A 14,561-nucleotide genomic window follows, 5' to 3' on the forward strand; every position below is an offset into this window, starting at 1 on the left:
CAAGCGATACTGACCCTCATCGGCGGCAGTAGCAGGATCTACAGCGTCCCTGGATTACGCGCCTTTTACCTGTGCATGCAGACGCTCAATAACCGTATCCCGGCCGAGCAGTACAATCGTCTGATTTAGGTCACGTCCATGGGTCTGTCCAGTCAGTGCTACACGGATAGGCATAAAGAGCTGCTTGCCTTTAAATCCGGTTTCCTTCTGCACTTCCTTGATCAATGCGGCCATTTTACTAGGGGTAAACTCTTCACTAGCCTGAACTTTGTCGGCAAAGGCCTTCAGAACAGTTGGCACCTGCTCTTCCCCAAGCACGGCAGTTGCTTCTGCATCCAGCTCCAGATGGGAGCGGAAGAATACTTCAGACAGTTCCACAATGTCGGAGGCTGCAGTCATTTGCTCCTGGTACAGATGAACGAGTGTATACGCCCATTCCTTCTGCTCAGGTGACAGCTCAGCTGCGATACGTCCTGCCTTTTGCAGATGCGGAATCGCCATTTCAGCAATACGATCCGGGTCTGCATGTTTAATATAGTGATTGTTCAAGTGCGCCAGCTTATGCGTATCAAATACAGCCGGGCTCTTGGACAAACGTTTGGTATCAAAGATGGAGATCAACTGTTCCTGCGAGAAGATCTCTTCTTCCCCTTCCGGCGACCAGCCAAGCAGGGAAATGAAGTTGAACATCGCCTCTGGCAAGTAGCCGAGCTGATCATATTGTTCGATAAACTGAATGACGGACTCATCCCGTTTACTCAGCTTCTTGTGATTTTCATTCACAATCAGGGTCATATGACCGAATTGCGGCGGCTCCCAGCCAAGCGCTTCATAGATCATCAGCTGACGCGGCGTGTTGGAGATGTGATCTTCCCCGCGAAGAACGTGGGAGATTTTCATCAGGTGATCATCCACTGCAACGGCATAGTTGTATGTGGGAATGCCGTCTTTTTTCACAATGACGAAGTCCCCGGACTCCTTGCTGTTAAATGAAATGGTGCCTTTAACCATGTCATCGAACGTATACGTGCGCTCTTCCGGTACACGGAAACGAATGCTCGCCACGCGGCCTTCCGCTTCAAAAGCACTGATCTGCTCTGGCGTCAGGTCCCGGTGTTTGCCCGAATAACGCGGCGTTTCTCCACGTGCCGTTTGCTCCTCGCGCTCTTGCTCCAGCTCTTCTTCCGTGCAGAAGCAGCGGTAAGCCAGACCTTTGTCCAGCAGCTCCTGGGTGTATTTGCGGTAAATATCCAGACGTTCCGTCTGACGGTAAGGTCCGTATTCCCCGCCTACATCAATGCTCTCATCCCACTCGATTCCGAGCCATTTCAAATATTTAAGCTGGCTTTCCTCGCCACCCGCAATGTTCCGTTTTACGTCAGTATCCTCAATACGAATGATAAATTTCCCGTTATTATGCTTGGCATACAAGTAGTTAAAGAGCGCCGTACGGGCATTCCCGATATGCAGGTGTCCCGTTGGACTCGGCGCGTAACGCACACGAACTTCTGTGCTCATAAAATATCCCCTCCGTATACTAGTTGGTTGATAATATCACACACGAACAAGGCAAACAACCGATTGGGCCGCAATCCCCTCTCCCCGTCCAGGGAATCCGAGCTGCTCCGTAGTCGTTGCTTTGACATTGACCTGATCAACATCCGCTTCCAGTGCCTTGGCAATAACCTCGGCCATCTGTGGAATGTAAGGTGCCATTTTCGGTTTCTGCGCAATAATGGTGGAATCGATGTTGCCCAAACGATATCCGCGCTCTTTCACGAGCTGCCATACATGCTCCAGCAGTTTGAGGCTATCAGCGTCCTTGAATTCCGGATCGGTGTCCGGGAAATGTTTGCCGATGTCTCCAAGTGCAAGTGCACCCAGAATGGCATCACTGATGGCATGCAGCAGCACATCTGCATCTGAGTGACCAAGCAGTCCTTTTTCATAAGGAATCGTTACCCCGCCAATGATGCACGGACGTCCCTCTACCAACTGGTGTACATCAAATCCCTGTCCTACACGTATCATCGCTTCTTCTCTCCCCCAAGCAAAAACGCGGCATATTCCAAATCTTCCGGCGTCGTTAATTTGATGTTGGTATAACTTCCTTCCACAACCTGGACGGACATCCCCTGGCGCTCAGCCAGCATGGCGTCATCCGTCCCCAGAAATCCGTCCCTTGCGGCCGACTCGTAAGCAAGCAGCAATGAAGAAAGACGAAAAGCCTGCGGGGTTTGAATACTCCACAGACTGCTGCGGTCAGGCGTCGCCGTAACGATTCCCTCCGCATTCACTTGTTTAATCGTATCTTTAACGGGAACGGCAAGTACAGCAGCTCCCCCCGACATCGCGGCCTCCATGCAACCTGTAATCTGCTTACGGTCAACAAAAGGACGTACCCCGTCGTGAACGAGAACCCAATCCGTCTGTAAGGCCTTCAGGCCTTCTTGAACAGAATGCTGTCTCTCTTTCCCTCCGGGGATGACACGGACACGCGACTCCAGTCGGTATTCTTTTACCCAATCCAGGCAGCGTTCAACATCTGCGGCTCCGGTTACCAGCACGATCTCGCTGATCTCATCCAGAGCGGCAAACACTTCAAGCGTATGTATGAAAACGGGCTTGTCCTGCAGCAGCAGAAACTGCTTGCTCTCGGTTGTTCCCATTCGGGTTCCCCGACCTGCTGCCACAATGACGACACCCCACCCTTTATCCATGCCGTAATCCCTGCCTTGTCTGTCAGTTTATCGTTCTACGATACTGAATATCTTCAAGCGATATAAATATCGGTGAACGATACACTACCCATCATACCCCTTTATTGGGCTTTTTCCAACAGTTTCGGCTTGGCAAAAATCATTCGTCCCGCGGAAGTCTGCAGCACACTGGTCACCAGCACTTCCATCATCATGCCGATATACTCGCGTCCGCCTTCCACGACAATCATTGTACCGTCATCCAGATAAGCTACACCTTGGCCATGCTCCTTGCCATCCTTGATGATTTGCACCATGATCTCTTCACCAGGCAGCACCACTGGCTTCACCGCATTCGCCAGATCGTTGATGTTCAGTACAGATACACCCTGGAGCTCACAAACCTTGTTCAGGTTAAAGTCATTGGTAACCACCTTGCCCTGAAGCACTTTGGCGAGTTTGACCAGCTTGCTGTCCACTTCTGATATTTCTTCAAAATCCCCTTCGTAAATGAGCACCTTCACGTCGAGTTCTTTTTGGATTTTATTCAAAATGTCGAGTCCACGCCGTCCTCTGTTTCGCTTCAGCAGATCCGAGGAATCTGCAATATGCTGAAGTTCTTCCAGGACGAATTCCGGAATCACGATTGTACCTTCGATAAACCCGGTCTTGCATATATCTGCAATACGGCCATCAATAATGACACTGGTATCCAAAATCTTGTGTTCTTCCATCCGTCTGTCTTCATCCAGCTCGGGGTGACCCCATCGCCCAGACATCCAGAATGCAGCGAGGTCCTCTTTCTTCGCCATGGCTAGCATGTACCCTGTATATCCGCTAACGGCCGTCAGCGCCACCTGAAGCACCTCTCCTGCTGTTCCCAGCCAAGTCAGACATGGATAGAGCAGCAAAGCTACCAGTAACCCTGCAACGGTACCTGCTGCACCAGCAGCCAGTTCGTTCATCGGTACTTTAGCCAAAGCATCAATCCCATTTTGCAGCCTGCTTGCCAGCAAGGTTCCACCAATATTACACACAGCCATAAACAATACAGCGCCCAGTGCCGTTGCTACTCCTGCCCCCAGCAGCCCTGCTGACTGAATCCATTCAGCCATCCACGGGACGGATTTTCCTGCCAGATGATATGCCGTGTAGCCAAACCATGCACCGCACAATCCTGTAAAAGTTAAAATGCCTTTTTTCCACATATGTCCCTGCACCTCCTTTAATTGTCCTTCATCTTCATATCCAGTATGATCCAATTGTTGGATTGCTAATCCCGGTTGCAAGAACTTTTTGGAAATGTTTGCAATCGTCAGTTGAAAGAAGGTAAATTATTGGCATATAATGAATTCAATTCATATCCCGAGGTGAGTAGCAAAATGAGTACGCTAAGTTTACAGGCTTTTCAGGATCAGGTTTCCGAGCTGTTGCTGCGTCATCGCAGTCTGATTGATGTACTGTCCAAAACAGGACAAGCCGGAGCTTCTGTCAATCGTGCCGTGTCCAAGGCCATTACCGAATGCGGCTGCATTGAGCTGCACGCCACCAAGCAGAAATATGCCCCCGAGAGCGGTATTGCTCAAACCAAGGGCCTGCTGGAAACGCATGTGGAAGGTGAATTGTGTGAGAATTGCAAAGAGGTCATCAGCTCCGAACTGGGGCGGAACCTGTTTTATATGTCAGCTCTCTGCAATCTGCTGGATATCAACATGGAAGAAGTCGTGAATCACGAGTCACAGAAATGTTCGACGTTAGGGATGTTCAATTTGTCGTAAATGATTGGCGAAGTTGCCGTACAAAAGTAGGTACCGTATAGATTCGAATCAACAAAAAAAGCACGTACGCTCCTGAAGGAGAATGCGTGCTTTTTCTTATTCATCCAAAGCAGTATGCCAATCAGTAAACCATTACCGATCGGAAGGACGAGAAGACTTCTCTTCCTTGCGCTTCTTCGCCCGATTGCGGGAGGCTGCCGTCCGCATATTATGCTTCATTCCATATAGAGCGTACAGCACCAATGGTATAAAGATCAGCTTCGACAACTGTTCCGGAAAAATGACGGCAACCGCTACAGCGAATACGACCACCCAAGGGGCGATCCAGATCGCTTTTCGCGGCAAACCGACCTTTTTGAAATTCGGATATTTAAGCGAGCTGACCATCAGATAGGATAATAACAATGTAGCTATCATCATGCTCACGGGACCAATATCCTTGTTAAACAACGTCAGCGTTGCAAGCACACCTCCAGCTGCCGGAATGGGCAGGCCGGTAAAGTATCCGGGAATTCCCGGTCTTACATTAAAGCGCGCAAGCCGAATGGCTCCACAAATGGGGAAGCTTGCCGTAGCGATCCAGGCGAGAACCGGTGATGCATCCTGGAAGGAAACCATAAACATAATGAGTGCCGGGGCTGCACCAAACGAAACCATGTCAGACAGGGAGTCTAGCTCCTTGCCAAATTCACTTTGGGCATTAAGTGCACGCGCTACCCGGCCATCCAACCCATCCAGCAGCATCGCCACGATCACCATAATTGCAGCCAGGCTGTAATTCCCATCAATTGCAAGCAGTATCGCCATCATTCCAAGAAACAGATTACCCAAGGTAAAGAGGTTCGGAATGAATCTGGTTAACATTGTTGTTTCACCTCATCATCTTCAGGGCCGTTATAGGCAAACCTATACTGATAGCTCTGGATTACATTTGTCTGTCGATAAACATTTGCTCCTGCAGACGCTTCAGCCCTTCCTTAATGGTCCGGGCGCGTACCTCACCAATACCGTCGACTTCATCCAGCTCTTCAATCGTTGCCATAATCACATGCGGCAATTGTTCAAATTGGTCAACCAGGTTATGAATAATGACATTCGGAAGGCGTGGTATCTTATTCAATACCCGATATCCGCGTGGTGCAACCGAATCTTCCGATGTAGCAGCCGATGAAGGGTAGCCGAGCAGACGGACGATGTGATGTGCATCCAGCAATTCATCATCCGACAGGCGCTTGAGGCCCACGATAATTTCGCGGATCTTCTCGTCACTATCGTCTCGTGCATAGTCCTTGTACAGCAACCACGCTTCTTCTTCCGTTGTACCAACCAATTCCTCCATTTGCATGGAGATGAGTCGTCCTTCATTCCCAAGTTCATGGATGTAGCGCTTGATTTCCGTTTTGATGCGCATCACCATTTCCGTACGCTGAATGACATTTACCACTTCAGGGATGGTGACAAGTTCTTCGAACTCCGAGGCACTTAGATTCGTAAGGGATTGGGTAAGTACAGCTTTGTACTTCTCCAGCGTTTGAATCGCCTGGTTGGCCTTCGTCAAAATAACTCCAATTTCCTTGAGCGAATATCTAAGCGTTCCCTGATATAAGGTAATAATATTCCGGCGCTGCGAGATGGATACGACCAATTTGCCTGTTTGCTTGGCTACACGTTCTGCTGTCCGGTGACGAATCCCTGTCTCAGAGGAAGAGATGGAGGAATCCGGAATAAGCTGGGTGTTGGCATATAGAATACGCTTTAAATCCTCGCTAAGAATGATGGCACCGTCCATCTTGGCGAGTTCATAGAGATAGTTGGGGGAAAAATCGCAATTGATCGAGAAGCCCCCGTCGACCACTTCCATTACTTCAGGGCTGTATCCTACAACAAGCAGTGCCCCCGTCTTGGCGCGCAGCACGTTCTCCAGACCTTCGCGGAAAGGTGTACCTGGTGCGATCAGCCTCAACAATTCATTCATTTTATCCAGTTGGCTCGAATCTTTCATCTTGTTATGCCCCCTAATCTAAAGCAACCGCTAGTGCATCTGCCACGGTATTCACACCGATCAGTTGTATCCCGCGAGGATGTTTCCAGCCCTTTAAGCTTTTCTCCGGTAAAATGACTCGTTTGAAGCCCAGTTTCTCGGCTTCCTTCACACGTTGTTCAGCCCGTGATACGGCCCGAACTTCACCTGTCAAACCAATTTCGCCAAATATTACATCATCTGGCTTGGTCGGCACATCCCTCAAACTGGATGCAATGCTGACGGCAACCGCCAAATCCACCGCCGGTTCATCGAGCCGTACTCCCCCAGCCACATTCAGGTACGCATCCTGCGTTTGCAAAAACATGCCCATCCGCTTCTCAAGCACCGCAATAATCAAGTTCAGCCTATGATGATCTATACCTGTTGCCATACGGCGGGGAGACGGGAAATGTGTCGCAGAGATGAGCGCCTGCAGCTCAACCAGCATCGGTCTTGTGCCTTCCATACTTGCAACTACCGTAGAACCTGCTACACCGAGTGGTCGTTCCGATAAAAAGAGTTCGGAAGGATTGCCCACTTCACGCAAGCCGTCTTCGCCCATTTCGAAAATACCGATCTCATTCGTTGAACCGAAACGATTTTTAACCGCACGTAGCAGTCTATACGTATGATGACGTTCACCTTCAAAGTAAAGAACACAGTCCACCATATGTTCAAGCATACGCGGACCAGCGATAGCCCCTTCTTTCGTAACATGCCCCACAAGCACGGTTGCAATGCCTCGGCCTTTGGCGATCCGCATAAACCGGGAAGTACATTCCCTTACCTGTGCTACGCTACCGGGTGCACTGGTGACTTCTGGAAGGTATACTGTCTGAATGGAGTCGATGACAAGAAAATGCGGCTGGATCTGCTCCACCGCTTCCTCTACACGTTCCATATTCGTTTCACACAGCACATACAGTTCAGGAGAGAGTGCATCCAGACGATCAGCCCGCAATTTGGTCTGTTTGACCGATTCCTCACCCGAAACATATAACACACGCAAACCCGAATGCGTTAGAGCGTGCGAGGTTTGCAGCATCAGCGTTGATTTTCCGATTCCCGGATCTCCGCCTACCAACACGAGAGAACCCGGAACAATTCCGCCACCCAATACCCGGTTCAGCTCTCCGATTCCAGTCTGCACACGCGGTTCCTGACCGCTATCTATATCTATGATGGGAAGCGGTTTATCTTTACTGTCAAAGAGGGGGGAATTTCTCCCTTGTGTTTTGACAACCGTTTCCGTTTCTTCCACCATGGAATTCCATGACTGACACCCCGGACATTTGCCGTACCATTTGGGGGCTTCATAACCACATTCCGTACATTGAAACTTGGTTTTAACTTTGGCCACTTCAGCACTCCTAGGATTTATTTTATAACAGCATTTTGCATTTTTCGACGAATTTTGCCCTGAATTTCTGACGTACAGGGTTAATAAAAGTTTACCATTGTTTGAGATTTTTCGTAAAGGATTATCGTAAACTTTACAGATGTTCCTGTTAAACAAAAACAACAATAAAATAAAAAATCCTCTCCGGCCGAAGCCGGAAAGGATCATAAACCATTTCTCAGGTTTGAAAATTGCTTATTTGGTTTCGATTTCTTCATTGGAAGGAACAACAGCTTCCTTTTTGGTTACGGACAGTGCACCATTCTCTTCGTCGATCAACAACGAATCGCCTTTGGTTACCGTACCTGTAAGCAATTCTTCAGACAATTTGTCTTCGATATGCTTCTGGATTGCCCGGCGAAGCGGACGAGCACCGTAAGCCGGATCAAAGCCAGCTTTGGCCAGGAAGGCCTTGGCGTTGTCTGTGAGCTCGAAGTCGACCTCATATTCACGCAGACGTTTCCGAAGCTCCTCGCTCATGAGGGTGACAATCTCTGCAATGTGTTTCTCTTCAAGAGAGTGGAATACGATGATCTCATCAATCCGGTTAAGGAACTCTGGACGGAAGCTTTTCTTCAGCTCATCCATGACTTTACCCTTCATGTTATCGTAATCCGCACCTGCATCCACAACAGCTGTGAAGCCGAGTGTAGAGTTACGCTTAATCGCTTCGGCACCCACGTTGGATGTCAGAATGATCAATGTGTTGCGGAAGTCCACGACACGACCTTTTGAATCTGTCAGACGACCATCCTCAAGCACTTGCAGCAAGATGTTGAATACTTCCGGGTGTGCTTTCTCGATCTCATCGAGCAGGACTACGGAATACGGTTTGCGACGAACTTTCTCTGTCAACTGACCGCCTTCTTCGTAACCAACATATCCTGGAGGCGCTCCAACGAGTCTTGAAGTCGAGTGCTTCTCACCATACTCGGACATGTCGATCCGGATCACTGCATTTTCATCGCCGAACATAGCTTCGGCAAGCGCACGAGCCAGCTCGGTTTTACCTACCCCAGTAGGACCGAGGAAGATGAAGGATCCCATTGGACGTTTTGGATCTTTCAATCCAGCACGAGCACGGCGAACCGCACGGCTGACTGATTTCACGGCTTCATCCTGACCGATGACACGTTCATGCAGGATGGATTCCAGATTCATCAGGCGTTGTGTCTCTTCTTCTTTCAGCTTGTTCACCGGGATTCCCGTCCAGTTGGCTACCACTTGTGCGATATCCTCAGGCGTTACTTCGGAATCGGTACGACCTTGTTTTTCTTTCCATTGGTTCTTCGTTACATCCAGCTCTTCACGGATTTTTTGTTCCGTATCACGCAGAGCTGCTGCTTTTTCGAACTCCTGGCTTTGAACCGCTGCGTCTTTTTCCTTACGGATATCTTCAAGACGGCTTTCCAGTTGTTTCAGGTTCGGCGGAATGGTGTATGAGTTCAATCTTACTTTGGAACCCGCTTCATCAATCAGGTCAATCGCTTTGTCTGGCAGGAAACGATCTGTGATGTAACGGTCAGACAATTTAACCGCCTGTACAATAGCTTCGTCCGTAATTTTCACACGGTGGTGAGCTTCATAACGATCACGCAATCCGTGCAAAATTTGAATGGCTTCTTCTGGAGAAGGCTGGTCTACAGTAATCGGTTGGAAACGACGCTCAAGCGCTGCATCCTTCTCGATATATTTGCGGTATTCATCCAGGGTTGTTGCACCAATGCATTGCAATTCTCCACGAGCCAGAGCCGGTTTCAAAATGTTCGAAGCATCGATGGCGCCCTCAGCTCCGCCTGCACCGATCAGGGTGTGCAATTCGTCGATGAACAGGACAATGTTACCTGCCTGACGAATCTCATCCATTATTTTTTTCAAGCGATCCTCAAATTCACCACGGTACTTCGTTCCGGCAACAACAGAACCCATATCCAGGGTCATGACACGTTTGTCGCGCAATGTTTCCGGAATTTCGTTGGCGATGATTTTCTGTGCAAGACCTTCAGCAATTGCTGTTTTACCTACACCAGGTTCACCGATCAATACAGGGTTGTTCTTGGTACGACGGCTCAATACTTGGATGACACGCTCAATTTCTTTGCTGCGGCCGATAACCGGATCCAGGTTGTTCTCCTTCGCATAAGCGGTAAGATCACGTGCCAGACTGTCCAGTGTTGGTGTGCTTACATTAGCAGGCGTTCCATTATGACTGGATACAGCCTCACTGCTGCCAAGCAATTGCAGCACTTGTTGACGTGCTTTGTTCAAACTAATACCAAGGTTGTTCAGCACGCGTGCCGCAACGCCCTCGCCTTCACGAATCAATCCGAGCAAGATATGCTCTGTTCCTACATAGGTGTGGCCCAATTTGCGAGCCTCATCCATGGACAATTCAATTACTTTTTTCGCACGAGGCGTATATGCAATGTTCGTAGGTTGCTCTTGGCCGCGGCCAATCAGCGTTTCTACTTCATCTTGAATTTTTTCCAATCCGAGTCCCAGGCCGATCAGCGCTTTGGCTGCGATGCCTTCGCCTTCACGAATGAGGCCGAGCAAAATGTGCTCTGTACCGATGTTATTATGACCGAGACGGACAGCTTCTTCCTGCGCGAGTGCGAGCACCTTTTGGGCCCGTTCCGTAAATCTTCCAAACATCATATCTCCTGCACCTCCATGGTTTTGGATAAAACGGGGGCCTTGATCATGATCCCGCCGTATAATTCATATCATTTTTGTTTGCAGCCATGCTGCGAATAAAGTCATTCAGCACTTAGGTAAATGCCTCTTTTATATAAAGCCGCAGATGCGGCATGAAACCTTAATATTAAATCTGACGAAAACAATTACTAGGGTTGATTGGCTGCATTGATCGTATCACGAATCAACTGAGCCCGGTAGATGTCACGCTCATCTGTGCGCATATCTTCTCCGAATGTTTTCTGCAAAAAGCCTGGTTGTGTCATCACGTTTAACTCGTTCATTACCGTAATGGACAATCCGTTTAACAGCCCCAGATCTACACCTAAGCGAACATCCGAGAGACGCTGTGCGGCTTCCTTGGAATCCATAATGGCTGCGTGGGACAAAATCCCATATGAACGCATCACTCTATCAGTAATTCGCAGCCTGGAGTCGGTAATCAACCGCTCTCTAGCCGTACGTTCATGCCCAATCATCTGCAGCACAACGCTATGCAGATTATCGATGACCTCTTGTTCCGTCTGTCCAAGCGTAATTTGATTGGAAATCTGGAAGAGGTTACCCATCGCCTCACTGCCTTCGCCGTAAATTCCTCGTACCGTCAGTCCCACTTGGGATACAGCCGTCAGAATGCGGCCAATCTGCTGTGTCATCACCAGAGCAGGCAGATGCATCATTACAGATGCTCTCACCCCTGTACCTACATTGGTAGGACAGCTGGTCAGGTATCCTCTCCGATCATCAAAAGCATAATCCACATGCGCTTCAAAAGCATCATCTATGGCGGAAGCTTTCTCCCAGGCTTCTTTCACCTGGAACCCCGGATAGAGGCATTGGATACGAAGGTGATCTTCTTCATTAATCATGATACTGACGGATTCATCCTCGCTGAGAATCACCGCACCATTCCTGGACTCATTGGCAAGACTAGGGCTGATCAAATGCTTCTCCACCAGTACCCGTTTATCGAGATCATCGATATCCATCAGATCCAATGTGTGGAAATCTCCAAAGGCATGAACGTCATCATATTGAAGTACTTCGCTCAGCTTATTCAGCACTTCTTCCGATTGCTCATGGGAAGCAAGCATTGGAAATGGGTAATGCTGAAGATTACGTGCGATCCGGACACGGCTGCTAATGACAATTTCGGAATCAGCCGCTTCACTGCGCATCCAGTCGCTGAGCGCCTTCTCTGTAAAGCGCAGATTAGGCATTACGCGTCCCTCCTACTCATGACAAACTCTACTCCTGAGCTATTTCTTTTTCAAGTTCCCTGATCTGGTCACGGATTTGAGCTGCCTCTTCAAATTCCTCCTGGGCGATACTCTCCTGAAGGTCACGTTTCAGGTCGGCAATTTGCCGCTTCACTTTAATGCGACCACCAGCTCGTGCAGGCACTTTGCCCACATGGGTTGTGCTGCCATGGACCCTTTTAAAGAGCGGATCCAGACGACTGTCAAAATATTTATAACAAGAACTGCAGCCGAATCGGCCTATTTTGCTAAACTGTGAGTAAGTCATGCCGCACTCTTCACAGCGAAGAGTCTGAGCAGGGGGAGCCCCGGCATTTCCATTCTTAGGTTCGAAATCAAGCAACCCGGACAACAGATTGTGAATGGAAAATCCATTCGATGTTCCCGGAATCATTTCTCCCTTTTCACGGGCACATGACTCACAAATATGGAATTCCGTCTTTTCTCCATTCACGATTTTGGTGAAATGAAGAGTTGCCGGACGTTTGTCGCATTCTTGGCACAGCATTTAGGATGTACCTCCTTGATCCCGATAGGTTTTCATTTACCGAGCAAAGATATTAACATCGCCTTTAACATTCTGGCACGAATTTGATCCCGGTAAGGAAGTTTGACCAATAAAATTTCTCTTGAAACAGCCGCACGCATCAACCCGGCTTCCCTTTTACTCAGGAAACGTGCTTCTTCCAGTTGATAAATCAAGCCTTCGGCAGCTGTCTGTCCAATTTCATCCCCGATGCTATGGTGCAGATGATTATGCAAAGCTGAGTGGGCCGGCAATTCGATCCGCTGTATACGGACATAACCGCCACCACCACGTTTACTCTCGACCAAATATCCCTTTTCAAGAGTAAAGCGTGTGCTTATTACGTAGTTGATCTGGGATGGTACGCATGAGAATTGATCTGCAAGATCATTGCGCTGAATTTCAACCATTCCTTCGGGACTTTCATGCAAAATACTCTTCAGATATTGTTCGATAATATCAGAGATATTACGCATCCACTCATCCTCCACTGTCTGAAACGTTAAGTCAATAAGGACCCACACGCCCCCACAGAGTACACCTTCTCAACCCATTTAACCAAACGGGGAAACGACGAATCTTGATTTCCGCTGACTTATTCGGGAGAGCAAGGACGCACGAAGGTCCTCTTGGTACTACCTCTTTCCGATGATATCCATCGTTCATAAAATGTGTCTCATCACCGGAATGTAGAAAGAAAGCTACGTAAGTATTTAACCTTCAGTTGACTTTGACTTTCTTTGACTTTATATACATTATAGCATATTTTGTGGTTTTGCCAAGTGGGGTCACTATTCATTTTTTACGATTTTACACGAAATATTCCCCGGACACAAAAAAACCTCTCCAAAAAAGCCGGAGAAGTTCATCTGTCTCACTGTAGCACTGTTTTTCTATTAATATGAAAAGGGAAGGCTCCCAGATGAATTGACTTTGGATATACTCATAAACCATTTGAAAAATCAGAAGAAATCCATCAGGTAGGTTTGGCGAACAGGTATCGCTTTTTCCAAAGCCTGAATATCCTCTTCCGAGCCTTGAATCCTATCGATTCGGGCCATCTCAGCGGGTCTGCGATACCCCATCAACACTGCCGTGAGCGATTGGATGTTAAGTCTGATATGCTGAGCAGGCTGATCTTCCGTAGTAAGCTCCCCTTTTTTCCAGATGGAAGCTGTTCCGTTCATAGCCACGTTCAATTCCCATACCCCTTCATTCCAAGGTGCATGTGTATCTTCTACCTCAAGCTGTATCTGTACCGGAGAGTCTTGGCTTGAAAAAGGATACTGTGAAATAAACTGCTCCACACTAACAATTCTCGCCATAAAGTATGGGGTAACCTCCTGCTGAATCCGTGGATTATCCAGTTGAAAAGCCAGTGTATCGTTCGCAGGCGCTTTTAACGTCACCTCATCAATCATCGAATCATGATTGGCGATAAACGTCCATAACCCTTGTCTTGCCTCTTCATTAAGGTGCACCATCTCACCGATGGTAAATTTTCTTTCCTTCACCTCGTAAAGCACGTAGCCTTGAGGTAGTCCTGCTTCGTTATAGTAAACAGCCCGCTGGCTCCCCTTTTTGGCATAAACTGAATTTTCCCACCAGGCATCGTCTCTGCTTAAGGTACCGTTATAACTTTCTGCATACGTGTCATATACCTTTTTCAGCACCGATAGCTCTGGATTGCCCCGCCGGAGAGTACCTGGAGTTGGCTTCTTCGCAGGTAATTGATCGGTAGACAGCTTATAATTTTTGAACTCAACATAGGTTTCCCATCCATATTTCCGATAAAAAGCAAACGAGAACGGATGCAGGAAGGAAATGCTCTGTTTATTCCGATTCATCTCTTCCAGTGCAAATTTAAGCAGCCCCGCTACCCAGCCTTTACGCCGGTATTCTGGCCAAGTTGCCACACCCGCAATACCGCCCATCGCAAATAATCGACCTTGAATATAAGTTTGAAAAGGAATGATCTGAAGCTTGGCTCCAACTTGGCCATCCTCATACACTCCCAACACATTGTGAGAGGCGAACTCCTCTCGGCGCTTTTCAAGCTGTTCCTCGTTTAATACAAACTGAAAAGCGTACTCCGAAAGCGTCATACACGCTTCGAAATCATCAGTCGTTAGTTTACGAATATCCATAACATCCTGCACCCCATTCTTCAGAATTGTAAG

The 14,561-nt window shown here is 48.3% G+C and carries 13 protein-coding genes; 1 reads left to right on the forward strand and 12 read right to left on the reverse strand.

Going from position 1 to position 14,561, the window contains the following annotated elements:
* Window positions 1-54: 54 nt before the first annotated feature.
* From gltX to MHB82_RS26685, 4 genes are all read right to left on the reverse strand, one after another.
* Window positions 55-1,518 carry a glutamate--tRNA ligase gene (gene gltX, locus MHB82_RS26670; protein WP_095293432.1) on the reverse strand — a complete coding sequence of 488 codons (1,464 nt, stop codon included), beginning with the start codon at window positions 1,516-1,518 and terminating at the stop codon, window positions 55-57.
* A 36-nt stretch (window positions 1,519-1,554) separates the two neighbouring features.
* Complete coding sequence (gene ispF / locus MHB82_RS26675; protein WP_153980067.1) at window positions 1,555-2,031, reverse strand: 2-C-methyl-D-erythritol 2,4-cyclodiphosphate synthase; 477 nt, start codon at window positions 2,029-2,031, stop codon at window positions 1,555-1,557.
* Window positions 2,028-2,720: a 2-C-methyl-D-erythritol 4-phosphate cytidylyltransferase gene (ispD, locus tag MHB82_RS26680; protein ID WP_095293434.1), complete on the reverse strand. Its 693-nt coding sequence runs from the start codon at window positions 2,718-2,720 to the stop codon at window positions 2,028-2,030. The genes ispF and ispD overlap by 4 nt, the downstream gene beginning before the upstream one ends.
* A 101-nt stretch (window positions 2,721-2,821) precedes the next feature.
* Complete coding sequence (locus MHB82_RS26685) at window positions 2,822-3,907, reverse strand: PIN/TRAM domain-containing protein (protein WP_095362290.1); 1,086 nt, start codon at window positions 3,905-3,907, stop codon at window positions 2,822-2,824.
* A gap of 174 nt (window positions 3,908-4,081) precedes the next feature.
* Between MHB82_RS26685 and MHB82_RS26690 the strand changes: the two genes are divergently transcribed.
* Window positions 4,082-4,477 (forward strand): DUF1573 domain-containing protein, encoded by a 396-nt coding sequence (locus tag MHB82_RS26690; RefSeq protein ID WP_095293446.1) that lies wholly within the window; start codon window positions 4,082-4,084, stop codon window positions 4,475-4,477.
* Window positions 4,478-4,609: 132 nt separating this feature from the next.
* On the opposite strand, the gene pssA is transcribed toward MHB82_RS26690, so the two are convergent.
* From pssA to MHB82_RS26730, 8 genes are all read right to left on the reverse strand, one after another.
* On the reverse strand, window positions 4,610-5,341 hold the full coding sequence (pssA, locus tag MHB82_RS26695) for a CDP-diacylglycerol--serine O-phosphatidyltransferase (protein WP_095293436.1): 732 nt from the start codon (window positions 5,339-5,341) through the stop codon (window positions 4,610-4,612).
* Between the two features lie 61 nt (window positions 5,342-5,402).
* Window positions 5,403-6,479, reverse strand: a complete 1,077-nt coding sequence (gene disA / locus MHB82_RS26700; protein WP_095293437.1) for a DNA integrity scanning diadenylate cyclase DisA — start codon at window positions 6,477-6,479, stop codon at window positions 5,403-5,405.
* Between the two features lie 13 nt (window positions 6,480-6,492).
* The gene (gene radA, locus MHB82_RS26705; protein WP_095293438.1) at window positions 6,493-7,860 is read right to left on the reverse strand and encodes a DNA repair protein RadA; all 1,368 of its coding nucleotides are present in this window, start codon (window positions 7,858-7,860) and stop codon (window positions 6,493-6,495) included.
* Window positions 7,861-8,094: 234 nt separating this feature from the next.
* A complete protein-coding gene (gene clpC / locus MHB82_RS26710; protein WP_341176227.1) occupies window positions 8,095-10,557 on the reverse strand; it encodes an ATP-dependent protease ATP-binding subunit ClpC in 2,463 nt (820 codons plus the stop codon).
* 188 nt (window positions 10,558-10,745) lie between these two features.
* A complete protein-coding gene (locus MHB82_RS26715; RefSeq protein WP_341176228.1) occupies window positions 10,746-11,816 on the reverse strand; it encodes a protein arginine kinase in 1,071 nt (356 codons plus the stop codon).
* A 28-nt stretch (window positions 11,817-11,844) separates the two neighbouring features.
* Window positions 11,845-12,363 carry a UvrB/UvrC motif-containing protein gene (locus tag MHB82_RS26720; protein WP_095362295.1) on the reverse strand — a complete coding sequence of 173 codons (519 nt, stop codon included), beginning with the start codon at window positions 12,361-12,363 and terminating at the stop codon, window positions 11,845-11,847.
* Between the two features lie 32 nt (window positions 12,364-12,395).
* The gene (locus MHB82_RS26725) at window positions 12,396-12,857 is read right to left on the reverse strand and encodes a CtsR family transcriptional regulator (protein WP_095293442.1); all 462 of its coding nucleotides are present in this window, start codon (window positions 12,855-12,857) and stop codon (window positions 12,396-12,398) included.
* Window positions 12,858-13,343: 486 nt separating this feature from the next.
* A complete protein-coding gene (locus MHB82_RS26730) occupies window positions 13,344-14,528 on the reverse strand; it encodes a GNAT family N-acetyltransferase (protein ID WP_341176229.1) in 1,185 nt (394 codons plus the stop codon).
* Window positions 14,529-14,561 lie beyond the last annotated feature (33 nt).

Origin of the sequence: Paenibacillus sp. FSL K6-2862, from assembly GCF_038005125.1 — a bacterium.
Classification (GTDB): Bacteria; Bacillota; Bacilli; order Paenibacillales; family Paenibacillaceae; genus Paenibacillus; species Paenibacillus illinoisensis_A.